This is a genomic window from Haloarcula sp. H-GB4 (assembly GCF_030848575.1).
GTDB lineage: Archaea > Halobacteriota > Halobacteria > Halobacteriales > Haloarculaceae > Haloarcula.
The window spans coordinates 1111270-1137733 of record NZ_JAVDDX010000001.1 but is presented as its reverse complement, the minus strand read 5'-3'; the positions used below and the strand labels follow the sequence as shown (position 1 = coordinate 1137733).

The window sequence follows — 26464 nt, the reverse complement described above, 5'->3', positions numbered from 1 at the left end:
AGACACAAGCCATTTGACCGCCCACGGCGTTCCCTATAGGGAATGGCGTTCCGGCGACTCCTCCGTGGGACGGTCCCTTGGGAGCAACTCGAAGGCGTGGTACGGGCTGTAATAGAGCGGTACGACGAGCCCGCGGCCCACGTGGCGTTTCTGGAGGCAGACAACTGGCTCTCGACCCCGCTGGTCGTCAACGACCAGTGGTTCGTGAAAGTCATCACGGGGCAGAACTCGCTGGTCCACACGCTGCTGACTGCTGGCCGCAACATCGGCGCGTTCTCGTCGGGCACCGAGGGCTTTTTCGAGCACTTCGGGACGCCTTACGAGATGGCGGAACACGAACTAGCGGCGACTCAGCGGATGCGGGAGATAGGGGTTAACGCTCCCGAACCCATCGAGGCTTTCGAGTACGACGGGATGGGGGTACTGGTGCTGGAGTATATCCCCGACTTCGAGCCGCTGGATGCCCCCCCGCCAGAAACCGTCGAGCGACACAGCCCAACAGTGTTTGACTTCCTCCACCGGATGCACAAGGACGGTCTAGCCCACGGCGATTTCCGCTGTGAGAACGTGCTCGTGGCCCATGACGACCTGTACTTCATCGACGCCACGAGCGTCCGCGAGGCAGCTATCAGGGACGCTCGCGCTTATGACGTGGCCTGTGCGCTGGGCGCACTGGAGCCGCTTATCGGTGCACCGGCCGCCGTCTCCGCCGCCGCACTCCACTACGATACGTCTGAGTTGCTGGCCGCGGAGGAGTTCCTCGATTTCGTCAATATCCGCCCGGACCACGACTTCGCCGCCGCCGAAATCCGTGGCGCCGTAGAAAAACACGCGTAGGCCGACCCGGAACGACCTCAGTCCGCCGGCGCTGCTCCGACCGCTCGGCTTCTAGCAACAACGCCGATGCCGACGAGCACGATGGCCCCGCCAGCAACGGTCGCCGGACCGGGTATCTCCGCAAGCAACAGCAGCGCCAGCAGCGCGCTCCCGACTGGTTCACCCAGCAGCGAGACGCTAACCATACTGGATTCGACGTGTGCCAGCGCCCAGTTGAGGACGGTGTGGCCGAACACGCCGGGGCCAACAGCCATCGCGAAAAACAATGCCCATTCCTGCGGCGGGTAGCCGGTCACAGGGTGGCCCGACGCGACGACGAAGCCGAGGAGGCATATCGCGGCGACGCCGTAGACGACGGTTACGTAGGGAATGAGCGGAAACCGCTGGCGGAGCGACCGCCCGGCGAGCACGTAGCCGGCAGCCATGACGCCGCCGATAAGAGCTAGTGCGTTGCCGTACAGCGGACGCGGGCCGATGGTTCCGCTCCCGAGGAGTTCGCCGACGGACATCACGATGATACCACCGATAGCGACCAGAATACCAGCCGTCGTGCCGCGCGTGACGCGCTCGTCCAGCAGCGCCCACGCGCCGACGGCGACGAACAGCGGCTGGCACTGGACCAGCGTGACCGACGCCGCGACGCTCGTCCACGCTAGGCTCTCGAACCACGCGGCGAAGTGAACTGCGAGCGCGACGCCAGTCGCCGCCGCCGCCAGTACGTCCCGTCGAGAGAGGCGCCCGAACGCCGACCGGTGCCGACCTAGCGCCAGCGGCGCTAGCAGTACGGTCGTCAACAGGACACGATAGAACGCTGCCACCGACGCCGCGGCATCGCTCCAGCGGACGAGAATCGCGCTCGTACTGACTGCGAGGACAGCGACGACCAGCCCGATTCGCGGGTCGATTCGCGGCTCGGTCACATCCATTCTGCTCCGTTGTGGCGCGGAGACAGCACAGCCCCATCAGTTCCCGCGACGACACGTCTACTCATCCCGTGGCAGTATCCGGTATAGGGATAAAGAAACACCGGATACCATAGTCGGGGCCGTGCCGTCGCGGGCAGGCCATGTTACCCTTCGAGTAGTTCCTTCGTCTGCTGATGGCGATACCGGAACATCGGTTCCATTCCGAGACAGCCGAAGGGACCGAGCGCCTGGCCGAGCGGTCCGCCGGGCAGTTCGAACTCGACGTGGTCATGGACGAGCGTTTCTCTGTCACTCAATGCACGGAAGGTGTGTGTATGTTCCCAGTGGGGAAACGGCCCTTCCGCCATCACGTCGCGGAACATCGCTTCGTCCTCGCCTTCTTCGCGGGCAACGATGTTCGAGACCCACTGCTGGCGCGGCGGCACGCTAAAGGGCTTGATCGAGGATTCGACGACCGACCCGGCGGTCAGTTCGTCGGGGTTCCGCTCACCATCTGGTCCCCGCTCTTCCTCGATGCGGATGTTCATCCAGTCGGGGGTCAGCGCGACCAGCCCGTCGCCTGTCGCGTGGAATTTCCAGACTTCTGCTAGCGGGGCTTCGACGCGAACCTGCCGCTCGTAAACGTCCATACACATAGTAGGGGAAGCGCCGGCAAAACACCCGCGGTAGCCGCGACTGATTCCGGAACGAGATCAGGGCCAGATGCCGCCTTCCTCGGCCGCAGCGACGACACGCTGGATGGCGACGACGTACATTGCCGTCCGGAAGTTCGGCGCGCCGGTCTCCTCGTAGGTCTCGACGAGGTCGTCAAACGCGTTCGTGATGATGGTCTCCAGTTCGTCGTTGACCCGCTCTTCGGACCAGTAGAACCGCTGGCGGTTCTGGACCCACTCGAAATACGACACCGTGACACCGCCGGCGTTGGCGAGGATGTCAGGGAACACAGCCACGTCGCGCTCCGTGAGCACGTCGTCTGCGTTCGGTGTCAGCGGACCGTTCGCCGCTTCCACGACGATGTCAGCCTGTACATCCCGAGCGAGGTCGCCGTCGATGGCATTTTCGAGCGCCGCCGGAACGAGCAGGTCCACGTCCATCGTCAGCAGCTCTTCGTTCGTCAACTCCTCCGTCGCCCCCTCGTAGCCGGCCAACGACCCAGTCTCACTCTTGAACGCCTTTGCGTCGCGTGCGTCCAGCCCGTCGGGGTTGTAGACGGCACCCGAGGAGTCCGATACGGCGACGATGTTCGCGCCCAAGTCCTCAATGAGTTTCGCTGCCACGGAGCCAGCGTTCCCGTAGCCCTGCACGGCCACCGTCGCATCCGTCATGTCCTTCCCGAGATAGTCGAACGCTTCGCGTGCGGTGAGCATCACGGAGCGCCCGGTCGCTTCGACGCGGCCCGCACTGCCACCCGACTCCGGAGCCTTGCCGGTGATGACGCCGGGCTCAGTGGTGTTTTCCAGCGTCTCGTAAGTGTCTTTGATCCAGTTCATCTCCCGCTGGCCGGTGTTGACATCGGGCGCAGGGATGTCCCGGTCCTCGCCGATGATTAGCCGGAGTTCTTCCGCGAACGATCGCGTTATTCGCTCGATTTCGCTGGCCGAGTACTGGCGCGGGTCGATCTCGATACCGCCTTTGCCGCCGCCGTAGGGGATGTTTACCGCAGCGCACTTGTACACCATCCAGCCAGACAGCGCCTTGACCTCGTCGCGTGTGACCTGTGGATGATAGCGGATCCCGCCCTTGTACGGCCCCCTGTCACCGTTGAACTGTGACCGGTAGGCACGAAACACTTCGACGGAGCCGTCGTCCATCTCCACGGAGAGGTTCGTCTCCAGTACTCGCTCGGGGTGTTTCAGCCGTTCGAGCACGTCGGTCGAATATTCGAGATAGTCCGACGCGTCGTCGATCTGCTCCTGTAAACTCTCAAACGGGTTTACCTCAGGCGACATACGGGCAATATCTCAGACTGTGGGGAAAAGGGTACCGCCGTCCATGGGATTTTCCAGATGACGACTACCCACAACGGAATTATCGGTCAGGCGGAATGTCTGCGCCTGAATCGTCCATGACGACACGATACATGCAGGATAGTGGTCCAGCGAGCGAACGGGTAAAGCCCGGGACAGCGCAATCCCAGGGCGGCTACAGGCTAATCAAGAGGGCCGCGTTGATCACGACGGCCGCCACCCACGGGAGCGCCAGCCCGAGCGGCACAACGACGCCACGTTGGTCGCTCAGTAGCTGGCGGGTCAGCCCTGCCAGCCCGAGAACGCCGATCTTCGTCAGGCCGAGAACAGCAATTCCAAACGTCTCTATCGCGGCCCGCATCACGGGGTTTCCCTCGTGTAGGCCGTGCTGGAGGCCGACGTGTGTCAACCACACGTCGACGATGAGCGTCACGGCGACGACCAGCCATAGTTCTCGCTCGACGGCTGCGAGTTCGTCGAGCAGGGCGCTACACCACCCGTCAATGGTCCCTATCGGGACCGTTCGGTCTGTTGTGAACACGTCACCCTCCGCAACCACGCCCCCACGTGGTCTGTTATCCCGTTTTCACCCACCGTATTAAATACACACTGTTTACTACTGAAACTGAGGGAGTAGGGAGTACATACTCCGGGGAAACACGATGCCAACGGGTTGACTATCAACGGCGCGTTCAATGCTCCGGTGCGTGTGATGTAGTCGCTACCGCGCACGCGATTATCACGTCTCATAATGGTGGCGCACCATTGATATCGGGTGCCGGACTACTCATGCACTATGAGTGCCACCGGTCACGCCCGAGAGACGCCGCCGTCGGCCGGGCGTCGTCGCTGGTGGCTCCCGCTTCTCGCCGCACTCCTTTTGCTCCCGCTGCTTATTGCAGTCGCTTCCGGCACGGCCGCGGCCGAAGACACCGAGCCGCCGGAGTGGGGCAATGCGACGCGGGGTAACGCCACGACTATCGAGGTGTCCCTGTACGACGACGGCGGATCGCTTGACACGGGTACGATTCAGGCAGCGGATTTCGAGCTAACTGCGGGCCGAGTGGAGAACGTCTCAGTTGCATCGATCAACGCTTCCGGAGCAAACAGGACCGGAGTACGCGTCTCGCTGCTGCTGGACAAAAAGCTGGACACAGATAACGTCACCGTCAGTCTCAGTGACACCGGGAGTATCACAGATCAAGCGGGGAACGAACTGCCCCGGGAGTCAGTTACTGCCACCCGGATGGACTCCGTCGTTCCGAAGTATCAGTCGTTCGAGGTCAGCCGTATCAATAGCTCCACCGCCCGCATCTCTGTCGGGATTCACGAACCGATACAGCAGCTCCGAGTCTCTGTCGGTGGCCCGTCGATAGACACACTCAACATCTCGGGGTTCACCGAGCGCACTAGTAACTCGATCACGTATACACGAACGTACACGTTCCCGGAGGAAGGCGAGTACTCGCTGCTGCTGATGTCGGTGACCGATAAGAACGGAAACGGGAACTCCTTTAGCCGACAGCAGACGTTCGTCTATGACGACTCCGCACCGAACGTCACCGTCACCGGACCAGAGAACACGACGGTCGGTGAGTCGGTGACCTTCTCGGCGGCGGAGACAACAGACGACCAGGGCGTCGAGTCGGTCCGGTGGCAGGTGGGGAGCAACACGATTCTGACCGGCGAGAACATTACCGTGGCCTTCGCCTCACCCGGCAGCCACGAAGTCACGATGACGGCCGCTGATTCACTCGGAAACACGGCGACAGTAACCAGAATTGTTTCTGTGATGGGCAATGGAACCAATGGGAACATAACCGTACGGCAGTTGAACGCAACGACAGCGAGCGTGTCGGTGAACGGGACTGGCCAGACACAGCGAATTCAGCCCCCGCAGGGGGCACTCGTTACCGGTCAGAACGGCACGCTGGAGCGGCTTGCCGTGTCGTTTCCGCGTAACGAATCCACGACACTCACCATCAATTCCCGTCGGCCCGGACCGGCGTTCGCTGCTGCAACTGGTCACACCGGCGTCAGCCAGTTCGACGTTGACCATGGCTCCGCCCAGGCTAAGGACGCGACGGTTACATTTACTGTGGACCGTGACGCGCTGGCGGCGGTCGGTGCAGAACCCGATGCCGTGGCACTGTACCGGAACAACGACGGGTGGACGCCGCTGGCGACTGACATCGCCGGCCGGAGCGAGTCACACATCGTCTATCGGGCTGACTCTCCGGGGCTCTCGACGTTTGTCGTCGGCGTCGATCAGACGATAGTGACAGACATGGATGCAGAGGCGGCGACAACCGACTCGGAAACATCGCCGTTCGAACCAGAAACGACCGAGCCACCGATAGAAGACCCCGGGCAGCCGGATATCGTGGTCACGAATACCACGGCTGCTCCATCGACGCTCGGCCCTGGCGACCCGACCGTTATCACTGTCGAGTTGGAAAACCGAGGCACTGCGAGCGGCGACCACAACGTGATCGTTGCGCTCAACACCTCGATACTGACAACACGGACGGTCACCGTCCCTGCTGGCGAGATGCGAACGACGGAGTTCGCCCGCTCCGTTCCGGAAAACAGGACCGGCGAGCTGACGGTCGACGGGCAGCGCGTCGGGAACGTGACTGGTGATAGCGGTGGCCTCCCGATTCCAGCGCTCCCCTCGATCGGCGTTCCGAACCCGCTCTCGCTGTGGCCTGACGGCATCGTCGGAACCGTTCTCGGCGGGCTCTTGGGCGTCGCTGTCGGGCTGTACGGCGTTCTCAAAGCGCTGGCGATCTATCTCGGCTACTGAATGACAAAGTCGGGCGTATCAGTCGATGCTCGCTTCGAGTCGGTCGATCAGGTCGTCGTTCCCGAGATACAGCGGCGTCCGCTCGTGTAGTTCGCCGGGTTCTATCTCAAGCAGTGACTGGTCGCCGTCGGAGGACCGACCGCCGGCCGACTCAAGGATGTAGGCCATCGGATGTCCCTCGAACTGGACCCGAAGTTTCCCCTTGGGGTGTGACTCTAGTGCGGGGTACGAGAAGATGCCACCGTAGGTGAGTACCTGATTGATGTCCGCGACCATTGCCCCGCCGTAGCGGAGTTTCAGTTCGTGACGGACTTCCTCGGCATAGGATTCGAACTCGTCGGTCCAGGAGTCGACGCCGCCGCCGAACCCGAACACTGTGGGGTCTTCAGGGACCGTCACCTCGTCGTCGACGACCCGCTTGTCGCCGTCTTCGAGGATATACTCACGGACGCTGCCGTTCCGGGCAACGACCATCGAGGTGATCGGGCCGTAGATGACGAACCCGGCGGCGAGGAGATTGGTACCGACAGTCGGCGGCTGCTCGCTGTACACGCCGAAAATTGTCCCCATCCCGCTGTTGGGTTCGAGGTTGCTCGACCCGTCGAGGGGGTCCATCGCGACGTGGAGACGGCCGTCTGTGGTTTTCACCTCTGCACGTTCTTCGCTGGCGTAGGAGGCAACGCCGTCGATGCCCAGCACCCGCTGTTCGAACAGTTCGTCGGCGCGCAGGTCAGCCGCGAGCTGGTCGTCGCCGGTGGGGTTGACGGAGTTGCTCTGGCCACGGTAATCGGCAACAGCGCGGCGGACGTCCGGTGTCGTCGCGACGATGGTGTCGATGACTTCCGTGACTGTCTGCTCGGCTTCGGTGGTCGAGATGTCGAGTGACTTACTCATTTGTCAGATGTAGGGGCAGAGACTGGCCATTCAGTGACCAGTCGAATCTTTCTCCGAGCCTGCTGCCCGCAGGGTTTCTCATCATCAGTTGGTTCTCCGGCACACCATAAGTATCTTTTTGCTGACATTTACTACATTTCGAGTGAATATTCAGCCGCGGGGCAGTGCTTGCCGCTAAGCCTGTGACAGATTCTCTCGGTAGAATTTCAGCCCCGTGATGCTCCGATACCGTCGGCAGACTTACACAACCACCCGACGAAGACGCGGGTATGCATCTCGAAACAGTCGACACCGTTGGCGTCGTCGGGGCTGGAACGATGGGTAATGGCATCGCCCAGGTCGCAGCGACGGCCGGCTACGATGTCGTCATGCGTGATGTGACGGAAGAACTGGTTGCCGCCGGGTTCGAGGAGATTCAGTCGAGCTTTGAAACACTCGTTGCGCGCGACACAGTGACAGAACAGGAGGCGGAAGCGGCAACAGCCCGTATCACCGGAACCACCGAGATGAACGACCTTGCGGATGCCGACCTCGTTGTCGAGGCCGTAACAGAAAACATGGACATCAAGCAGTCTGTGTTCGAGGACCTCGACGCAGTCTGCGGGCCGGACACGGTGCTAGCCAGCAACACGAGCACCCTCTCGATTACGACAATCGCTAGTGTCACTGAGCGACCGGAACAGGTCCTCGGACTGCACTTCATGAACCCCGTACCGGTCATGAAAGGCGTCGAACTCGTCGTCGGTGAGAAAACCAGCGACGGGACAGTGACGCTGGGCCGGGAGTTCGCCCACGACATCGGCAAAGAGACGTGGGAGGCCGACGACAAGCCCGGCTTCGTCGTGAACCGTGTCTTGATGCCCTGGATCAACGAAGGCATTCGTGCGTACGACGAGGGTGTCGCCGACAAGGCTGACATCGACCGCGGGCTGACCCTCGGGACGAACGTCCCGATGGGGCCACTCGAACTGGCCGACCACATCGGCCTTGATGTGGTTCTCGACGCCTCTGAAACGCTGTATGAAGAGCTGGGTGACCGCTACAAGCCCGCATACCTTCTCAAACGGAAAGTCGCGGCCGGCGACCTCGGGAAAAAATCCGGGCAGGGCTTCTACGACTACGACTGACAGAGCGGCGGTGACGAACGCCGACAGTAGCGGGCCGAGTACGATACCCGGCAACGGGCCGCGCGTTGGCCAACAGTAAAGACCCAACCCGCGTTAGGATTTATCATGGACTTTAGCCCCACACAGGAACAACGCCAGATACAGGACATGGTCTCGGAGTTCGTCGACGACGAAGTCAAGCCGCGAGCAGCGGAGATTGACGAAACTGACGAATTCCCGTGGGACCTTGTCGACGAAATGGCCGAGCTCGGCCTGATGGGAATGCCGATTCCGGAGCAGTACGGCGGGGCCGAACTGGACTATCACAGCTACGCCATGGCCCTCGAAGAGATTTCGCGGGGAAGCGGCGGACTCGGCACAATCGTCGCCGCACACATCTCGCTGGCCTGTAACATGATCTACGAGTTCGGCAACGAGGCCCAGAAAGAGACCTACCTTACGCCGCTGGCAGCGGGTGAGGAAATCGGCGCGTTCGCCCTCTCCGAAGCGGGCGCGGGCAGTGACGTGCCAGCGATGGACACCACCGCCGAACCGGTCGACGGCGGTGACGCCTATTTGGTCAACGGCGGCAAGCTCTGGATTTCCAACGGGTCCGTCGCCGACACTGTCGTCCTGTTCGCGAAGACCGACCCTGAGGCCGGCAACAAGGGCATCTCCTCGTTCATCGTCCGCCCCGAGGAGGACGACGGCTTCATCGTTGAAGGGACCGAGCACAAACTCGGCGACAAGGGCTGTCCAACCGCCGAACTCCGGTTCGACGAGATGCGCATCCCTGCCGACCGTATGCTCGGTGAGGAGGGCCGTGGGTTCGTCCACGCGCTCAAAACGCTCAACGGCGGACGCATCACTATCGCGGCCCGCGGTGTCGGCATCGCCCAAGCCGCGCTGGACGAGGCACTGAAATACGCCCAGGACCGCGAGCAGTTCGACCAGCCAATTAGCGATTTCCAGGCTATCCAGCACAAACTCGCCGACATGGACACGAAGACGCAGGCGGCCCGCCTACTGATGCACCAGGCCGCCGATAAGAAGATGGCCGGCGAGTCGTTCGTCAAGGAGGCCGCACAGGCCAAACTGTACGCCTCAGAGGTGTCCCGAGAAGTGGCGAACGAGGGCATTCAGGTCCACGGCGGCTACGGCTACACGAAGGACTTCCCGGCTGAGCGATTCTACCGCGACGCCAAACTCAACGAGATTTACGAAGGCACCAGCGAGGTCCTTCGGAATACGATTGCCAGCGAGCTTCTCGATTAGGGAAGCGAGAGGAGTCCTTCGACGACGACCGCACGCGTGAAGTAGAATGATTTTCCGTCGGCACGGTACCGGTTCGCGCTGATGGTTCCCAGCGCGAGGAGCACGGCCACGCCGACTGTTGCGGCGGGCATGCCGACAACTGCTGACGGCTGGATAGCTGTGCGTGCGAAGACATACGTTGCGACGCTGGCGAGCGCCGCAAACGGGAGGGCGTCCAGGCCTGCCAGGAGGAGCGAGCGGGACAGGGACATACCTGTGTTCTGTGGGACCGCTCACAAAAGAATATCCCATCAATCAGTGCCGGCGAAACGAAATTCGGCAGGAGCCGTCGAGCAGCAGCGTCAGCCGTCCTCGCCAAGCGCCTCCCGCATCCATTTGAACTGGGCTCGAAGCCGTCGCTCGCCGGCGCCGGTCAGGGAGTACTTGTCGGCGATGCCGTCCTCACGGTGTTCGACGAACCCAGCCGACTCCAGCGCATCAAGCGCGCCGTAGAAACTCTTCGGTTCGATCCGCGTGTCGTACCGGCGTTCGAGCCGCGTCTTTAGCCGCTGGCCGGAGAGTTCCCCGTCTTCGGCGGCGGCCAGCAGAACACACATATCACGTCGGCGACCACTCTGGAGCCACTTCGCCATGGGCGTTCGTGGCGGTCCGTCCGCTTCGCGTTTATGATTTCGATCGGACCGTCAGGTTCGCATTCCCTCGGTTCATAGTCCCGCCGATGACCGATTCCGAACTCCCCGTCGAGGCGTCGGCCGACGGTATCACGGCCACCTACCGAGAGACCGACGAGGAACGGCTACTGATATTCGAGAGTAACGGCGGGAGCGCCGCGGTCGCACAGAATATCGAGGGGTACGCAATGCTGAAGGTCCGACCGACAGCTGACGGCGACGAACTGGAACGATACTACGGCTTCGATATGGCACTCGATCACGCGGCAGAACTGCTTGGCGTGTCCCCGAACACGCTTCCAGTCCCCGACCCGGCCGCCGACATGGGGATGTAACACCGCGTCACGGTGACTGCTCGTTCGACTTGTGATGTGACATAGGGCGGGTTCGCACTGTGTTGACTATCCGACTCGCCCACTGGTAAGTAGGTGATGACCGATCGATTCATCAGAGGATGTTATCGGAGTCAGTCAGCACGTATTCTGTAAAAATAGCAGTATTTGTGATATGTCCTATAGGTTAGGAGTACGGTGAGAACTGATCTCATAAGAGCGCTCTGAATACATCATACAAATATTATAAACTTGCTTTAATAATCACTGCTACCCCTCACTCGCATGGTCGATTTCACTCGACGGCAGGTACTTTCACAGTCGGTGGCTGCTGCACTTGGGGCCAGCGTCATCGGCGTGGCAAGTGGGGAAGAGGTCGAAGAGACAGACACACCCGGGGCACCGAGTGTTGCCGGTAGTCTCAAACGGTTCTCGACGACGGCGTTCGGCGCGGAGGTGACGGGACCGTTCGTCTTTGAGGACGGGTCACTGCTGTACAGCCTCCAGCACCCGGAGGGAGAAAACCCCGAACCGTTCGGACGGGCCGCGGTGGGCTATTTCAGCGGCTTCCAGTTCGAGTTCGACGGGAGTAACGACGATTTCTCCGAGGTGGGGATTCCGGACACCGAGGAGAAACAGCGTCAGGTCCGGTCCGAAGCTGGTAACTACGAGGTCCTTATTCAGGGCCGCGAAGAGATTCAGGGCGGCGAGGAACGCCTCGGTGTCCCACAGACACCTGACGGTGTCGACCTTACTGCGCTCAATGGAAGCAGTGGTGGCTATGGGCAAAATCCAGACTGCAACCAGTTCGTCGCAACAGACGACGAGGGCACTGAAGGGTATCTATTCACAAACTGGGAGAACTACCCGGGGTGCATCTCGCGGGTCCCGATAAGCCGGGACGAGAGCGGCGAGTGGAGTGCCGACGTCGGTTCGGACATGACGCTCAACGTCGTCAATACCGAGGCGTTCCGCAATCTTGGCGGGACGTGGGTCAACTGCTATGGTGACCTCAGCCCGTGGGAAACGATGATCTCGGCCGAGGAGAACTACAGCCACCCGCGCGTCTCATATACGTACACAGTGGGCGACATCGTGGAGTCTGGAACCGGTGTCGGCAAAATCGGTGGCTGTCAGTTCTGGAACCGTCCGAACCCGTCGGAAATCGGGGAGGCACTGGGTGACTACGTTGAGGCCGGTGACATTGCGGAGGAGTTCACCATTCAGGGCTACTGGTCCCAGGCCGGTGTCGAGAAGGCGGCGTACTACCTCGGTGCGGACACGGTCGACCAGACCGAGGACGGGAACGATATGACGCTCATCGATGACGTCTACCCGAACCCGTACCGCTACGGGTACTTCGTCGACATCCGGGAACCGGCTGCCGAAACGCCGAGTCCGATGAAGTACTATGTCATGGGTCGGGCCGCCTGGGAAGCACCTGATATTCAGGGCGACCAGAAGACGGTCTACGGCTGTTCGGACGGCGATAGCAAGGGTATCTACAAGTTCGTCGCCGACGAGCCAATTCCGGAGTACGACAACACCGACGACATCGCAGGCACGCTGTACGCGCCACAGATTACCAACGACGCGGCCAACGCCGCCGAATCCGACGGGCGGAACTCCCCGGCACAGACACCACTTGAGATCGAATGGATGAAGCTCGGTCACGCCACGAACGGCGAGGCTGCTGAGTGGATCGCGGAGTACGACGACGTCACGCAGGCCGACTACATCACGGAGCACACCGAATACAGTGTGGACGAAATCGGAACGGATGTCTCGGTGTCGGACGCAGTCAGGGAAGCCGACCTTACAGTCCTCCAGAGCGCAAGCGGCAATCAGAGTTACATCACGAACGAGGAAATCGTCGAGTGGGCCGAACAGTACGAAGCAAACGGCCCGGACGGCGTCGACGAGGAACTCCGTCGCGTCCCGTTCCTTGAGACCCGCGCAGCCGCCAAGGAAATCGGTGCGTCCATCGAGTTCAACAAGGCCGAGGGCGTCGACACCGTGGATGACTCCCAGCCCGGCGACTTCATCTACTTCGGCATCTCGGAGTTCAACGACGCACTCGCAGACGACGAAGGCGATATCCAACTCGACCGCGTCGACGGCGGCGTCGTCTACCGCGGTGTGCTGGAAGCGGACTACAACGTTTCGAGGCTCGAACCAGTCATCACCGGCCCCGACTTCACCGATTCGCCGGAAGACGCAAACGACGCGCTCCGGAACGTCGACAACGTCTATACGATGCGCGATGGTCGCGTTCTCTGCTGTGAGGACGGCTTCGGTGGCCCTGCGCGCTCGTACCCGAACGACGGTCTCTATGTCTACCAGCCCACCGTCACAGTCAGCGCCAATTCCGCCGCGGTCGGAAGTGGATCGACGGGCAGCGTCTCGCTGACCGCCTCATCGCTCCCTGCTGGCTTCTCCGGCGCTCGACTCACCGTCAGCGTCTCCAACCCCGAGATCGCGTCTATCACCGGTGTCTCCTTCCCCGACGCGCTCGGTCTCACCGAGAGTTCGATCAGCGACGACGGCTCGTCGGCGACAATCCGTGTTGCCGATGTCAATACGAACGTCCAGTCCGGCGCGATGGACGCGTCACTCGCAACGCTCGATGTCCGCGCTAACGGCGGCGGCACGACCGACCTGACTGTCTCCATCGAACAAATGGACGACGAGAACGGGAACGCCATCGAGGCAGAAGCCCGAAACGGTATCGTTGTGGGTGGCCCGCAGACGGTCGTCGGTGACACCGCGCCGACCGATCCCGACGGCGACGGTCATTTCGAGGACCTCAACGGCAACGGCCGTCTCGACTACGAGGACGTACAGGTGTTGTTCTCGAACATGGACTCCGACAGCGTCCAGCTGAACACCGGCGCGTATGACTTCAACGAGAACGGTAAACTCGACTTCGCGGACGTGACGGCACTCTACGAAGAAGTCAACTGACGACCCCGACCGAGTACCTCTCATCTTTCCATACAGGAACACAATGACAGACGACACTCACCTTTCGATACGCGGCTACGTCCGAAGCGCTCGCCTCCCCCTCGCGCTCGTCGCACTCATCCTCCTCGCGGGGACAGTCCCCGCGCTCGCTGCAGGGCAGAGCACGCCAGCAATCAACATCGAGACCAGCTCCGTCGCTGCTGGTGAAACGATGGCTGTGCCGGTCATCCTCACCAGCGCACCGGACGGACTGGCCGGCTACCAACTCGAACTCGTCGTCGATGACCCCGCTGTCGCCCGATTCGAGAACGCGAGCTACCCCGACCGCCTCGGCCTCACGACTGACCCTGTCATTAGTTCAGACGGCGGGACAGTCACGCTCGAGGCGGCCGACCTTGACGGACAGATCGAACCTGGAGCGAGCGATGTGACGCTCGCGACGGTCCAGCTTGCCGGCGTCGATGGCGGCGAGACAGAGGTGACCGTCGCGTCGAGCCAGGTCGACGCGGACGGCGGCGGAGTGGTCGAGCCTGCGACCGAGTCGACAGCGGTCGCGGTTTCGGCGAGTGCGACGACGGAGACAGTAGCCGCCGCGACCGAAGCATCTTCACCTGCCAGCGAGTCCGTCGCCGAGTCAGCGGGCACCGAGGCCGCCGCAGATACCTCAGATGACGAGGCCGCGGATGGTGACGACCAGTCGACGACCGGCGCGAACGGGTCACTCCCGATAGCGCTGGCCATTGCCGCACTCGCCGCGGTGGCAGCATTCGCAGCCAGAACGAGCCGACAATCATAACACCAGCCCAACTATCCATGCCACAATCAGACACCACTGCTGTACCGATGGACTGTTCGACCTATCGTGAGTACATCCTCGACATACGCATCACCGAACGACCGACAGACGAGGGCGACACACGCTACCGATTCGAGGCCCCAGACCACGAGGGCATCGAGTTCGATGACCCCGAGATGGCGACACTATACGCTGATGTGTACTTCGACGTGAACGGCTTCCAAGAAGCTGGGACCGGCGAGCGCGGTGTCCCGCCGACGGTCATCCAAGCGGGCCGCGATACGCTTGTCGCCTACTTCCTCACACAGGACGGCGTCGATGTCCACTGGGCCGCGTCGTTCTACGGTGAGAAACCAGAGAAAATCGAACGGTACGTCTCACGCGTCCGCAAGCGGTCGAAGAAAATCCGCGAGGGGGCGAAGGAACAGGGTCACGCCTGAATCGCCATTTCAGCGTCTCCAGCAGTTTCTACGGCAAAACTCACATCGGACGACGCGACTGCATACGCATTCGGTGCGCTGCCAGAACGGAACAGCGACCGCATCGAACCGACACTGTGCACGGGTAGATTCGCCGGAAACGGCGCTACTGGAACGCGAGGCTTTTTCATATCGGGGGTGTGAGCGTCACTTAATGGTCGGTGATCAGTGATGTCGGTTCGCGTCGACTGGCGACAGAGTGTCGCTCTGACCGGCACTGTAAGCAAGTATCTCGCCGTCGCAATGCTGGTCCCGCTTGGGATCGGGTTGCTGTACGGAGAAGATACTGTTGTCTTCCTGATCTCTATCGCAATCGCCATCACGCTGGGCGTAGCGCTGGAGCAGGTCAGCGACAGTCACGAACTCGGGCCACGCGAAGCGCTGCTGTTCGTCGGGCTCTCGTGGGGGGCTGTCGCAGTTATCGGTGCAGTCCCTTACGTTATCGCCGGGTACGGGACCGAATCAGCGCTCGGTGAGCCTGTGAACGCACTGTTCGAGTCGATGTCCGGGTTTACGACCACTGGCGCGACCGTCACCAATGAAATATCGTTTGCTCGCCACTCCCACGCGCTGCTGATGTGGCGACAGCTCACCCAGTGGCTCGGCGGGATGGGTATTATTGTTCTGATGGTCGCCATTCTTCCAGAGGCAGCCGTCAACGGGGCACAGTTGATCGAATCGGAGGCACCAGGCCCCGAACTGCAGAAACTGACGCCGAAGATAGCCGAGACTGCCCGACTCCTCTGGCTGTTCTATCTGGGCTTTACCGTGCTGTATATCCTCATTCTGCTTGGCCTCCATTACACAGGCTATGCACCGAATATGGACGCCTACAACGCCGTTGCCCACGCGTTCACGACCCTGCCGACCGGCGGCTTCTCCCCACAGGCTGAGAGCATCGCCTACTTCTCACCGGCCGTCCAGTGGGCCGTCATTCCGTTCATGCTCATCGCCGGGATGAACTTCGCGCTGTTTTACCTCCTGTTGCAGGACGAGTACGCCGCCTTCCTCCAGGACCGTGAACTGCAGGCGTACCTCGGTGCAAACGCCGGCGTGGCCGTCATCCTCTGGGGTCTGCTCTTTACCGGGTCCGCGCCGCCGCTTGAACTCGGAGGCATTACACAGGGGGCACTGGAGAACTCGCTCCGGCAAGCCACGTTTCAGGTCGCCTCGTTGCTGAACTCGACCGGGTACGCGACGAGCGACTTCGCCCAGTGGGGCAACACCGCACAGGGAGTCCTGTTGTTCGCGATGTTCATCGGCGGCTCCGCGGGGTCAACCGGTGGCGGCGTCAAAATCGTCCGATGGCTCGTCGTGCTCAAGAGCATCCGACGCCAACTGTTCACGACAGCCCATCCCAGCGCCGTCAAACCAGTTCGGCTCGGCGGGCAGGTCATTGACGAGGACGTTATCAACGCGATATACGGGTTCACGCTGCTGTACCTGCTCACGTTCGGTATCGCGACGGTGTTTCTCCTCCTCGATGCCGGCCGTGTCGGGCTTGAGCTGACTGTCTTCGAAGCCATCAGCGCAAGCTTGGCGACCATCGGGAACATCGGTCCCGGGTTCGGGTTTCTGGGGCCGTTCGGGACCTATGAACTCTTCCCGGAGACCAGCAAACTGCTGATGATCTTCTTGATGTGGATCGGCCGATTAGAGATCATTCCAGTGTTCGTGATATTTACCGGAGCGTTCTGGAACGAGTGAGTCCGGGAGACTCGTTCCGTCGCTATCTGTAGCTGCCAGTTCAGTTATGTATCTCCCACATGGAGATGTCAGTATGTCCAGTCCTAAAACGAACCGACACTAACTGAGGGGGTCCCGGATAAAGTGACAGCGGAACTGCCACAGTTGACGCCTGATGAACTCCACAATACGGTCATCCATGCGCAGGAGCTGTTGCAATTCCACGATGAGACAGCCTCATCGGTGGAGCCGGACCCCAATGAGGAAATCCTTCGCGCGACCAAACGCGACGGCTACACCGAGGTAGTGAAGTGGACTACTGTGCTGAAGAATGAGATGACTGCCCACACGGACCGTATCTCTACCACGTCAAAGAGGAGACTAGACCCGAAGGTGGCACGAAAGTCCGCTGGATGTTTCTTGGCGAAGTGTACCCTGACGAAGAGTGAGAGGTGGACTAAAGGGACGTTTGACGGCTTACGGGTCTAGCCCGTACAGTCCGGCGCGGATGAACACGAGTATCGGGATAATCTCCAGCCGGCCGACCCACATGTTCAACACGAACATCCCCTCCGCGAGTGGGGACATCGACGGCCCGGTGATGCCCGAGGAAAGGCCGACGTTCCCTTGCGCGCTGGCGACTTCAAACAGGGCATCGGCGTAGCCGAACCCCGGTCCCGCGACGTTGGTGAGGACGACGCTGCTGGTGACGAGAATGATGAGCCACAGCAGTGTCACGATGGCCGCTTCGCTGAACTCCCGCTCCATCGATTCACGGTCCAGCGTCCGGTCGCCGATGCGGGCCGTAATCACCGCGTTTGTCGGGAGGAACACCCGCGAGAACTGCCAGATGATGCCGCGAACGATGGTGTACCCCCGGATGATTTTGATGCCCCCGACAGTGGACCCCGCGGCGCCGCCAAGTACCATCGCGCCGGCCACAAGCACCTTGCCGCCGGCGAGCCAGCGACCGATCGGTGCCGACTGGAAGCCAGTACAGCTGAGTGCGCTGACCCACTGGAACGTCGAGTCCCGGACCGCATCGATCTGTGCGGCGTCAAGCATCGGTACCGAAAAGGGCAGGAACGACTGGGTGGCAAACGCCTCAGTCGTCGCGGGAACGGACCACGCATTTTGTACTGAGAGGCCGAAGACGCCGAGCGCGAGCAGAATGAACAGCCAGCGGGTCTGCAGGTCCGATACTAGTTCGCGAATCTGCCTGTCGTGCAGGACAACATAATGGACCGGGAACGCAATCGCACCGAGAATCATAATCGGCAACAGCACGGTCTCGACGAGCGGCGAGTTATACGTCGCAATCGAGTTGTCCGTGACCGAGAACCCACCGGTCGTGAGCCCAGTCATGGCGTGATTGAGCGCCTGCCAAGCGGCCTCCCACAGCGGCAGCGACTCCGCGTACTCGCTGTCGCTGGCGAGGATAGCACCGAACAGCAGCGCGAACGAGAGAACCGTGTAGCCGGCGACGAGTTTCCAGACCGTTCGGACGGTGGAGACGACGCTCGGGTGGATCTTCTCCTCGCGGGCCTCACTCTGGTAGAGCGCGTAACTGCCGCTGCCAGGCCGTGACAGGATAGACACGGTCAGGACAATGACGCCGACGCCGCCGACGTACTGGATGAACGACCGCCACCACTGGACTGCGCGCGGGAGCGAGGGCTCGTGAATCGCCATCGTCAGGCCGCTCCCGGTCCACCCGCTCATGCTCTCGAAGAAGGCATGGAGCGGGTTCCGGAAGTACGCCAGGCTGGAGAGCGTCGTCGTTCCGCCGACTTTGATCGGCTCCCACGTACTCGTGTCCGTCCCGACCGGAACGAACGTATCCATGACCGCAGGGGGCGTGAACCACGCGGTCAACAGGAACGGCAACGAGCCGAACGTAGCAACCAGCAGCCACCCGCCGGCGGCGATGACCATGCCGTGTTTCATCTCTGGGGCCGGGGCATCGGTGAACCCGCGGTTTGCGATGCCGCCGACAGCGGCTGTTATCCCAGCCGCAGTAAAGAACCCGAACGCGGCGTAGAACTCCCGAAAGCCCAGCGCAATCACGGCCGTAATCGTCATCAGCCCGGCCTCCATCAGCAGGAGGGACCCGATATCGCGGGCGATTGTTTTCAGGTCCGTCGGGAACAGCCCGCTGTTCCGTCGCGGCATATCAGTTGTGGTCCTCGGAGTGACCGAAGATATCGGTCACCTCCGGCGTCGCACCCTCTCCCGAGTAGACCGTGAGGAGGTCGTCTGCCTCGATACGCGTATCGCCGCGGGGCGTTATTGGGTCACCATCGCCATTACGCTCGATAGCTACGATAAGCGTCTGGCCGCCGATGAGGCTCTCCGAATTGGCTTCCTGTAGCGTCTTGCCAGCAATCGGAGCACCTGGCGTGACCGTTATCTCGAATACTTCCGCGTGATCGCCAATGCGCATGAAGTCAACGATAGACGGCCGCTTGACGGCCCGATAGAGATACTCGGCGATGAGCCGCTGTGGGTTCTGCATCGTGTTGACGCCGATCTGGCGGAACACGTTCATGTGCTCAGGATTGTGGACGACTGAGACGATGTCCGGCACTTCCAGTTCCTGTGCCAGCAGACAGACCATGATGTTGGTCGCGTCCTGATCGGTTGTCGAGATGAGCGCGTCAGCACGGTCCGCCCCGGCGTCCTCCAGCGTGTCCTTTGACGTCGCATCGTCGTGAATGACGAGACAGTCGTACTGTCTCGACGCACGTTCCGCCCGCTCCTTGTCGCGTTCGATGACGACGACCTCGTTCCCCCCCGCTGTCGCAATCTCAAGCAACGGCGACCCGATATCGCCGGCACCGACGATGACAATATACATTTTTGCCAGTGTACTGAACCGATAGTTGAAAGCTTACCGTTCCCAGTCGCAACGAGCCCATTGCGGTCGTTCGGGGCCGTGCCGCTCCCAAACCACTATACTGTCTCCGATTGAACTCCACGGTATGGCAACTCTCACCGAACAGTTTGAGCATCCGGCGTGGCTGACAGCCGCCGGGACGCTGGCTGGCTACGGCATCATTCTCCTATTCATGTTCCTGTTGCTGTTTATTCTGCCGTATCTCCTGTTCCCAGCCTGAGACGGGGTACTGCAGTCGGACGCCGGTGTATCGAATAACTAGACAGAACCACGTCGGCCGCTGCGGTCAATATGGCCGCTACAGGGGTATCGCAGTTAGTAAATAGGTCCGTGCGGGAGTACACGTCGATGGAAGGGAAGGCAGCAGCGCCCGCAGCAGGGACGGTCCTTAACGCGCTTGCGACCGGCCGCGGCGCGGCGTTTGCTATCGACGAGTACACGACAGCGACCGTCACGCTCTCGACCGAGACCGATGGCGTCACCGGCGAGGTGGACGGTGCGCCGGACGCCGACACGCGGCTTATCGAACGCTGTGTCGAGTACGTCATCGACGCCCACGGCGGCCCACAGAACGTGGGTGTCCCGGCGGTCTCCGGCGGGACCGTCCGCACCGAAAGTGAGGTCCCGATGGCGTCGGGGCTCAAAAGCTCCAGTGCGGCCGCAAACGCGACCGTCATGGCGACGCTCGACGCGCTCGACGCGACCGAGCGGATGAGCCGCGAGGACATGGCCCGTCTCGGCGTCATGGCCGCACGCGACGTGGGCGTCACCGTCACCGGGGCTTTCGACGACGCGTCGGCGTCGATGCTCGGCGGCGTCACCGTCACCGACAACGAGGACGACGCGCTCCTGACCCGCGAGGAAATCGACTGGGACGTGCTCGTCTGGACGCCGCCGGAACAGTCCTTTAGTGCTGACGCGGATGTCGAGCGGTGCCGGCAAATCGCGCCGATGGCCCGCCTCGTCGAGGACCTCGCGCTTGATGGTGACTACCAGCGGGCGATGACCGTCAACGGTCTCGCGTTCTCGGCCGCGCTGGATTTCGAGACGGACCCGGTTCTCGACGCGCTCCAGCACGTTGAGGGCGTCTCTCTGTCTGGGACGGGGCCGTCATTTACTGCCGTCGGCGAGCGGGCGGCACTCGAAGCCGTCCGAGACGCCTGGGACAAGCGACCCGGAGAGACATGGCTGACGACGACACAAACAGAGGGGACACACATAGTATGACCACGAATCCAAACCCAGAGGACATGTCGCTGGACGAACTGCGCGACGAAATCCGGACGATCGACCGTGAAATCGTTGAGAAGATCGCTCAGCGAACCTACGTTGCCGACACCATCGCACAGGTCAAAGACGAGAAAGGGCTGCCGACGACCGACGAGCAACAGGAGCAGGCCGTCATGGACCGTGCTGGCGACAATGCGGAGCAGTTCGACGTCGACGAAAACCTCGTGAAAGCGATCTTCCGGCTCCTGATCGAACTGAACAAGGTCGAACAGCGAGAGAACAGGTAGCAAGAATCTGTTGTGATGGAGTCGGTCTAGTCCGAGAGTTAGTTTCACCGTTCTGTCCACCGCTTCCAGCGTCCCGTTAGTACTCCCAGAGGCGGTTGATCCGTGAGTCGATATCGGGATGGGCTGCCCGGAGCGCGTCGATATCGGTTTCACCGTGGACATTGATGACGTGGACTTCACCCCGTCGGCCGCCGTACACGTCCTGAAAGTCGTAGACGACGCCGACCACGTCGACAGCGTCGGGAACGTCGTCACTGTTTCGAAGAAACTCGACTTGCCTGTCGACGTTGTACTCGACGAGTCGGTTGATGGCCGCCGCTCGCTCAATATCCTCGGGGAGATGTTCCAGCGCAGGCTCGAGATGGGGCTTGAGAACACTGAGACAGTGGTCAATGCCGGCCGGCTCATCAAGGCCGTCCGTCAGGTCGTCATAGGTCGCCGTCACCGCTCCACAGCCGGTGTGGCCGACGACGACAGCCGTTTCGGTCATCGTGTGCTCGATAGGGTACAACACGTCACCAGATACCGCCTCGCCGGAGGCGGTCCGCTGGATGACTCGGTTCCCGATGTTGCTACAAGTAAAGAGATGCCCCGGCTCGCTGTTGCCCCACATATGGTCCTGAAGTACCCGCGAGTCGGAGCAACAGACCGTGACAGCATCTGGAGTTTGTGAGTTCTGAACACTGTCGAACCGGTCCCGGAACTCCGCCGCGTGGTCGGCGTTTCCGACAAGTAAATCACGTAATAACTGACTCATGCGTGGGCAGATAGCCGCCATGCAGTAAACTCATTGGACTTGGGCAGTGTTGGCGTCCCCAACTTGGCACTGATTACATGAATCCGTGCTTCCGGAATGCCTTGGCTTCGCTGAGATCGGGTTTTTGAAGACAGATCTGTATTATTTAGCTGTACTACTATGTAAAATCCGGCTGAAAGATTGGTCTGGAAGGGTAACAGTATGGGGTCGGAGGGATTTGAACCCCCGATCGGCTGATATCTCCGTCCTGCGCCTCGGAACTCCAGAGGGTCATCGTCGCGAACCGGTGATCAGCCGGCCGCTCAGTATATCAGCCCTTGGAGTGTCGTCCCAGGCGCGTGGCCTCTGGAGTCAGCCGCCTTCCCGGACTAGGCCACGACCCCGCACTCCGGCGTAAGCCGACTCGCATTAAAGGGATTTCGATTGGCAGACGGCGCTTAGTCGCGGTCGGTGTCCGACCAGTCGCATTCCTGGCACTTGTACCCAGTAACAAATTCCAGTGCAGAAGGCATGTACCCCACGGAGATGACGTTTTCGCCACACTCCGGGCAGTCGTCATCGGCGTCTTCGATCGGCTCTGCGTCCATGACACCCTCTCCTTCGATGAGTTCGGCCAGGCTCTCGGGGGTCTGCATCCGACCCTGGACCACGCGATTGTCGCTCATACCGGACAGCCGAGCCTGAGAGGCCTAAAAGTTCTCCCTCGTCACAGCCACGGGGCGCGCTCTTGATCCGGCTCGTACTCGACTGCGGCCCCTTCGTCGGTCTGTTCGTCGGCGGCGACGCCTTGGGACGCGCCGCCGTCAGCGAAGGCGGCAGTGAGGTCCACGGCGTCGGGTCGGTATTCCGTGTGACGCGTGCGGGCGTTCTCCGGGTCGAATGACAGCAGCGCCGTGACAGCAAGCACGGCTAGCGCCACTGGCGCGTCGGTCGGCATCACGCCGAGGACCGAGAGAGCGAGGACGCCGAGCGCGACAGCGCTACCGAAGCGGAAGCGGTCGATGTCGACGGCGTTACGCAGCCACGGGCTCGCCAGTGCGACGGCGAGGGCGAAGCCGATACCGACGCCCGTGGTGGCGGCCGCGCGGAGCAAGACACCGGGTTCGATAGCGGTGACCAGCTTTGCACCGGCGGGGTCGAGGCTCGCCAGCAGGCCGAGGACGACGATGATGGCCGGCCGCGGCAGGTACTCACCGATTCGGGCGCTCGCGGTCTGTGCGGCGATTGCGAGGATGACGAGGCCGGCGAAGCGTTCGAGGGTCCCCAGTTTGACGATCCCCGCAATCGTCGGCGCAAGGGCTGCTTCGGTGAGCGCAATCGGCATCAACACGGCTCCGATGATGAGGACAGAGCGCGCTTGCTGCCGGGGACCGCCTTCGAGTTCGGCTAACACGACAGCAACGGTGGCTGACCCACCGAAGACGAGCAAGCCCACTTCGAGGACGCCCATCCAGGTTGAAAGTGCCCCCGCGAGGACGAGTACCGGGAAGATGCCGTCGACGAGCGGAAGGCCCATCACGGTCGCTAAGAGCCGACCACCGCGGCCGACCTGCTGCTCGATGTCGAGTGCAATCGGGTGTCTGGAGCTACTCATGTCGTGTTACGGTCGAGCATAACCCAACTCTCGTTGGGAGGTTCTCACTCGGTCCTGACGAACACGACAGAGTTGCCAGAATTTCTTACCGAACCACGTGAACGTTGTGTTGCCCGACGCTGTGGACGTCATCTGGCGGGCAGTACCGTTCCGTGCGGGTTCGGTGAGTCGCATGTTTTTAATTATCCTTCATTCGCACATAACCGTTGCGTGAGAACTGCGCACATACGCCACCGCTTTTCCGGAATGCCCCGATGTTTGTGGACGAATGTCTCACCTTCGGGACCAGGGCGTGACAAATGAGAGATCGATGGCGGATTTCTGGAAGGGGCTGCCGGAGACACGTGTGGCATCGAACCCCACGTAGCGCCGAGTCTCGCAACGTTTTTGCCGGGCCGTCGTGGACGATTTACATGGCGAACGATTCCGAGCCTTTCTCAGAGAAGCTCCGAGTGCCGGAGGCGCTGACGTTCGACGACGTACTCCTCAGACCCAAGGAGTCCCGCGTCGAACCAGACGAAGCAGATACCACAACGCGGGTCTCGAAGTCGGTCGAACTGACCGTCCCTGTTGTCTCCGCGGCGATGGACACCGTCACCGAGAGCGATATGGCGATCGCGATGGCACGCCAGGGCGGTATCGGCGTCCTCCATCGTAACATGAACGCCGATCAGATGGCGACCGAGATCGAGCGGGTCAAACGCGCCGACGAACTCATTATCCGGGATGTCGTGACGGCCAGCCCGAACCAGACCGTCCGCGAGGTCGACGATATGATGGAACACGAGGGCGTTTCCGGCGCGCCGGTCGTCGACGACGACAGTGGCGAAGTGCTGGGCATCATCTCCGGGACGGACATCCGCCCGTATCTGGAGGTCGGTGAGGACGACGCCGTCACGGATGCGATGACCGACGAAGTCGTCACCGCACCCGAGAACGTGACCCCCCGCGAAGCGCTAGAACTGATGTACGACCACAAAATCGAGCGCGTCCCTATTGTCGACGACGAGAACCGACTCGTCGGGCTGGTCACGATGCAGGGCATCCTCCAGCGTCGCGAGTACGACCAGGCCGCCCGCGCGGACGACGGCTCGCTCCGCTGTGGTGCCGCCGTCGGCCCCTTCGAGATGGACCGAGCACAGGTCGCCGACGAGGCCGGCGCTGACATCCTGTTCATCGACTGTGCGCACGCCCACAACGCGAACGTCATCGAGAGCGCTCGCGAGATCAAGGCCGAAGTAGACGCCGATGTGGTTGTCGGTAACATCGGGACCCGGGAAGCCGCTGAAGCCGTCGTTGACTTCGCCGACGGTGTTAAGGTGGGTATCGGCCCCGGTTCTATCTGTACGACTCGTGTGGTCACCGGTTCGGGGATGCCACAGATCACCGCCGTTGCGCAGGTCGCCGACGTGGCGAGCCAGCACGACGTGCCGGTCATCGCCGACGGCGGCATCCGGTACTCCGGCGACGCTATCAAGGCCATCGCCGCCGGTGCGGACGCGGTGATGCTCGGTTCGTACTTCGCCGGAACCGATGAGGCCCCAGGCCGCGTCATCACGATGAACGGCAAGAAGTACAAGCAGTACCGCGGGATGGGTAGCGTCGGTGCGATGAACGAGGGCGGCGGCGAGCGCTACCTCAAGGACGACGAGGAGGGCGAGGAGTTCGTCCCTGAAGGCGTCGAGGCCGCGACGCCGTACAAGGGCTCGCTGGCCTCCGAACTCCACCAGCTCGTCGGCGGGATGCAGTCCGGAATGGGCTATGTCGGAGCCGAAACGATTCCCGAGTTCAAGCAGCGCGCCGAGTTTGTGCGTGTCTCCGCCGCGGGACAGCAAGAGAGCCACCCCCACGACGTGATGATTACGGACGAAGCGCCCAACTACAGCCCCGACAGCTAAACGCTGCCGACCGAAGGAACGCAAAAAAGCCGAAGCTGATTATAAGTCGGTTTCGCAGGCCGGACTACACGCTTCTTTCTGTGCCGCATTCGCGTCGGGATACGCTTTGAACGACGCACCACAGCTCGAACACTCGAACGTGCCGAAGTCTGACATAGCGGCCCAGTGTACTCGCGCCGCGGAAAAAATTATTTCGGGATCTTCGGTCAGTCGTAGTAGTCTTCGTCCAGCGGTAGTTCCGTTCCGGACGACGTGACTTTGTCGACGGTCGACTCCAGACGAAGTGTCTCACTGCACTCGGGGCAGATGACCGCCACGTCGACCTGTAGAGATTCATCGGCGTCGTAGATTCCCAGAACCTCCGCATCAGAGGCGTACAGATACTCCGCCGACAGTTCGTGCTCGTGATCACGAGCGTAGTCGTACGTCATACGTGCCCGCTTCACCCGCATCTGTGTTGATGGTTTCGGCGATTCTCAGTGACAGCACATACAGGGGACCCGCTCGAAACCGCGGGCATGAACCACTTGGAAGTCGATGTCGGCACCTGGGATGCGTTCCGAGACGCAGCAACGGCCGTTCGAAAAGCAGTGTTCGTTGAGGAACAGGGCGTCTCCGAGGATGAGGAACTCGATGGAAACGACTCGGACGCCGTTCAGTTTCTGGCCCGTGACGACGAGTATCCCGTTGGGACTGCTCGGCTCCGGTTCCCCAAGCCCACGGTCGGCAAGGTTGAGCGAGTCGCGGTCCGTGAGTCCTACCGAGGGGATGGTGTCGGCGCAGCGCTGATGCGGGCCGTCGAAGATGCCGCTCGTGACGATGGCGCAACTGAACTCAAACTCCACGCACAGACTCACGTCGAGCCGTTTTACCAGCACCTCGGCTATGAGACGGTCAGCGACGTATTCGAGGAAGCCGGCATCCCACACGTCAAGATGCGAAAACAGCTGGACGGCTGAACGGGGTGTCCAGTGACTTACGGGCCGAGTGCGCCATGAGAGAAGAATATGGTATCGCTGGGGATCAGTCGTAGCTGTCTCGTGATCTCGGCTGTCGAAGCACA

Annotated in this window: 27 protein-coding genes and 1 tRNA gene; 14 read left to right on the top strand and 14 right to left on the bottom strand. The window is 61.6% G+C overall.

The features are described 5' to 3' along the window. Nucleotides 1-42 precede the first annotated feature (42 nt). Nucleotides 43-837 (top strand): RIO1 family regulatory kinase/ATPase, encoded by a 795-nt coding sequence (locus RBH20_RS05945; protein ID WP_306706495.1) that lies wholly within the window; start codon nt 43-45, stop codon nt 835-837. A gap of 17 nt (nt 838-854) precedes the next feature. On the opposite strand, the gene RBH20_RS05940 is transcribed toward RBH20_RS05945, so the two are convergent. The 4 genes from RBH20_RS05940 to RBH20_RS05925 all read right to left on the bottom strand — a co-directional run bounded on the left by RBH20_RS05940 (nt 855) and on the right by RBH20_RS05925 (nt 4289). Next, on the bottom strand, nt 855-1763 hold the full coding sequence (locus RBH20_RS05940; protein ID WP_306706492.1) for a DMT family transporter: 909 nt from the start codon (nt 1761-1763) through the stop codon (nt 855-857). A gap of 143 nt (nt 1764-1906) precedes the next feature. Next, the gene (locus RBH20_RS05935; RefSeq protein ID WP_306706489.1) at nt 1907-2392 is read right to left on the bottom strand and encodes an SRPBCC family protein; all 486 of its coding nucleotides are present in this window, start codon (nt 2390-2392) and stop codon (nt 1907-1909) included. Nucleotides 2393-2455: 63 nt separating this feature from the next. Then, nucleotides 2456-3712 (bottom strand): Glu/Leu/Phe/Val dehydrogenase, encoded by a 1257-nt coding sequence (locus tag RBH20_RS05930; RefSeq protein WP_306706487.1) that lies wholly within the window; start codon nt 3710-3712, stop codon nt 2456-2458. Nucleotides 3713-3905: 193 nt separating this feature from the next. Continuing rightward, nucleotides 3906-4289 (bottom strand): DUF5658 family protein, encoded by a 384-nt coding sequence (locus tag RBH20_RS05925; RefSeq protein WP_306706484.1) that lies wholly within the window; start codon nt 4287-4289, stop codon nt 3906-3908. 237 nt (nt 4290-4526) lie between these two features. On the opposite strand from RBH20_RS05925, the gene RBH20_RS05920 reads away from it, so the two are divergent. After that, nucleotides 4527-6536: a PKD domain-containing protein gene (locus RBH20_RS05920; protein ID WP_306706482.1), complete on the top strand. Its 2010-nt coding sequence runs from the start codon at nt 4527-4529 to the stop codon at nt 6534-6536. Between the two features lie 18 nt (nt 6537-6554). Here RBH20_RS05920 and RBH20_RS05915 read toward each other — a convergent pair whose 3' ends face one another. Then, entirely contained in the window at nt 6555-7430 is an 876-nt protein-coding gene (locus tag RBH20_RS05915; protein ID WP_306706480.1) for a class 1 fructose-bisphosphatase, read from the bottom strand. Nucleotides 7431-7699: 269 nt separating this feature from the next. Here RBH20_RS05915 and RBH20_RS05910 point away from each other — a divergent pair, with 269 nt between their 5' ends. Together RBH20_RS05910 and RBH20_RS05905 are read left to right on the top strand one after the other, a co-directional pair. Beyond that, nucleotides 7700-8557, top strand: a complete 858-nt coding sequence (locus tag RBH20_RS05910) for a 3-hydroxyacyl-CoA dehydrogenase family protein (RefSeq protein WP_306706478.1) — start codon at nt 7700-7702, stop codon at nt 8555-8557. Between the two features lie 105 nt (nt 8558-8662). Further along, nucleotides 8663-9811 carry an acyl-CoA dehydrogenase gene (locus RBH20_RS05905; protein ID WP_306706476.1) on the top strand — a complete coding sequence of 383 codons (1149 nt, stop codon included), beginning with the start codon at nt 8663-8665 and terminating at the stop codon, nt 9809-9811. On the opposite strand, the gene RBH20_RS05900 is transcribed toward RBH20_RS05905, so the two are convergent. Both RBH20_RS05900 and RBH20_RS05895 read right to left on the bottom strand, forming a co-directional pair. Further along, nucleotides 9808-10062 carry a hypothetical protein gene (locus RBH20_RS05900; protein ID WP_306706474.1) on the bottom strand — a complete coding sequence of 85 codons (255 nt, stop codon included), beginning with the start codon at nt 10060-10062 and terminating at the stop codon, nt 9808-9810. The two genes, RBH20_RS05905 and RBH20_RS05900, sit on opposite strands and share 4 nt — an antisense overlap. Before the next feature lie 90 nt (nt 10063-10152). Beyond that, nucleotides 10153-10443, bottom strand: coding sequence for a helix-turn-helix transcriptional regulator (locus RBH20_RS05895; RefSeq protein ID WP_306706473.1), 291 nt, complete (start codon nt 10441-10443; stop codon nt 10153-10155). A gap of 86 nt (nt 10444-10529) precedes the next feature. Here RBH20_RS05895 and RBH20_RS05890 point away from each other — a divergent pair, with 86 nt between their 5' ends. The 5 genes from RBH20_RS05890 to RBH20_RS05870 all read left to right on the top strand — a co-directional run bounded on the left by RBH20_RS05890 (nt 10530) and on the right by RBH20_RS05870 (nt 16760). Further along, on the top strand, nt 10530-10817 hold the full coding sequence (locus tag RBH20_RS05890; RefSeq protein ID WP_306706471.1) for a hypothetical protein: 288 nt from the start codon (nt 10530-10532) through the stop codon (nt 10815-10817). Nucleotides 10818-11099: 282 nt separating this feature from the next. After that, the gene (locus RBH20_RS05885; protein ID WP_306706469.1) at nt 11100-13778 is read left to right on the top strand and encodes an alkaline phosphatase PhoX; all 2679 of its coding nucleotides are present in this window, start codon (nt 11100-11102) and stop codon (nt 13776-13778) included. 43 nt (nt 13779-13821) lie between these two features. Beyond that, nucleotides 13822-14574, top strand: a complete 753-nt coding sequence (locus tag RBH20_RS05880) for a cell surface protein (RefSeq protein WP_306706467.1) — start codon at nt 13822-13824, stop codon at nt 14572-14574. A gap of 17 nt (nt 14575-14591) precedes the next feature. Further along, the gene (locus RBH20_RS05875) at nt 14592-15014 is read left to right on the top strand and encodes a hypothetical protein (protein WP_306706465.1); all 423 of its coding nucleotides are present in this window, start codon (nt 14592-14594) and stop codon (nt 15012-15014) included. A gap of 210 nt (nt 15015-15224) precedes the next feature. Beyond that, the gene (locus RBH20_RS05870; RefSeq protein ID WP_306706464.1) at nt 15225-16760 is read left to right on the top strand and encodes a TrkH family potassium uptake protein; all 1536 of its coding nucleotides are present in this window, start codon (nt 15225-15227) and stop codon (nt 16758-16760) included. A 456-nt stretch (nt 16761-17216) separates the two neighbouring features. Here the strand turns inward: RBH20_RS05870 and RBH20_RS05865 are convergent, their stop codons facing one another. Beyond that, on the bottom strand, nt 17217-18911 hold the full coding sequence (locus RBH20_RS05865; RefSeq protein WP_306706463.1) for a potassium transporter TrkG: 1695 nt from the start codon (nt 18909-18911) through the stop codon (nt 17217-17219). 1 nt (nt 18912) lies between these two features. Beyond that, entirely contained in the window at nt 18913-19596 is a 684-nt protein-coding gene (locus tag RBH20_RS05860; RefSeq protein WP_306706462.1) for a TrkA family potassium uptake protein, read from the bottom strand. Nucleotides 19597-19720: 124 nt separating this feature from the next. Between RBH20_RS05860 and RBH20_RS05855 the strand changes: the two genes are divergently transcribed. From RBH20_RS05855 to RBH20_RS05845, 3 genes are all read left to right on the top strand, one after another. Then, a complete protein-coding gene (locus RBH20_RS05855) occupies nt 19721-19855 on the top strand; it encodes a hypothetical protein (protein WP_306706461.1) in 135 nt (44 codons plus the stop codon). Between the two features lie 128 nt (nt 19856-19983). Further along, on the top strand, nt 19984-20862 hold the full coding sequence (locus tag RBH20_RS05850; RefSeq protein WP_306707489.1) for a shikimate kinase: 879 nt from the start codon (nt 19984-19986) through the stop codon (nt 20860-20862). Continuing rightward, nucleotides 20859-21152: a chorismate mutase gene (locus RBH20_RS05845; protein WP_306706460.1), complete on the top strand. Its 294-nt coding sequence runs from the start codon at nt 20859-20861 to the stop codon at nt 21150-21152. The genes RBH20_RS05850 and RBH20_RS05845 overlap by 4 nt, the downstream gene beginning before the upstream one ends. Nucleotides 21153-21228: 76 nt before the next feature. Here RBH20_RS05845 and RBH20_RS05840 read toward each other — a convergent pair whose 3' ends face one another. The 4 genes from RBH20_RS05840 to RBH20_RS05825 all read right to left on the bottom strand — a co-directional run bounded on the left by RBH20_RS05840 (nt 21229) and on the right by RBH20_RS05825 (nt 23503). Beyond that, nucleotides 21229-21909, bottom strand: coding sequence for a carbonic anhydrase (locus RBH20_RS05840; protein ID WP_306706459.1), 681 nt, complete (start codon nt 21907-21909; stop codon nt 21229-21231). A gap of 202 nt (nt 21910-22111) precedes the next feature. Next, nucleotides 22112-22292, bottom strand: a tRNA-Trp gene (locus RBH20_RS05835). 54 nt (nt 22293-22346) lie between these two features. After that, entirely contained in the window at nt 22347-22574 is a 228-nt protein-coding gene (locus RBH20_RS05830) for a DUF5795 family protein (protein ID WP_170096013.1), read from the bottom strand. A gap of 41 nt (nt 22575-22615) precedes the next feature. After that, on the bottom strand, nt 22616-23503 hold the full coding sequence (locus RBH20_RS05825) for a DUF5794 domain-containing protein (RefSeq protein ID WP_306706458.1): 888 nt from the start codon (nt 23501-23503) through the stop codon (nt 22616-22618). 413 nt (nt 23504-23916) lie between these two features. On the opposite strand from RBH20_RS05825, the gene guaB reads away from it, so the two are divergent. Continuing rightward, entirely contained in the window at nt 23917-25401 is a 1485-nt protein-coding gene (gene guaB / locus RBH20_RS05820) for an IMP dehydrogenase (RefSeq protein WP_306706457.1), read from the top strand. A 206-nt stretch (nt 25402-25607) separates the two neighbouring features. Here the strand turns inward: guaB and RBH20_RS05815 are convergent, their stop codons facing one another. Then, nucleotides 25608-25832 carry a hypothetical protein gene (locus RBH20_RS05815; RefSeq protein ID WP_306706455.1) on the bottom strand — a complete coding sequence of 75 codons (225 nt, stop codon included), beginning with the start codon at nt 25830-25832 and terminating at the stop codon, nt 25608-25610. Nucleotides 25833-25919: 87 nt separating this feature from the next. Between RBH20_RS05815 and RBH20_RS05810 the strand changes: the two genes are divergently transcribed. Further along, nucleotides 25920-26360 (top strand): GNAT family N-acetyltransferase, encoded by a 441-nt coding sequence (locus tag RBH20_RS05810; RefSeq protein WP_306707487.1) that lies wholly within the window; start codon nt 25920-25922, stop codon nt 26358-26360. The last annotated feature ends 104 nt before the right edge of the window (nt 26361-26464 follow it).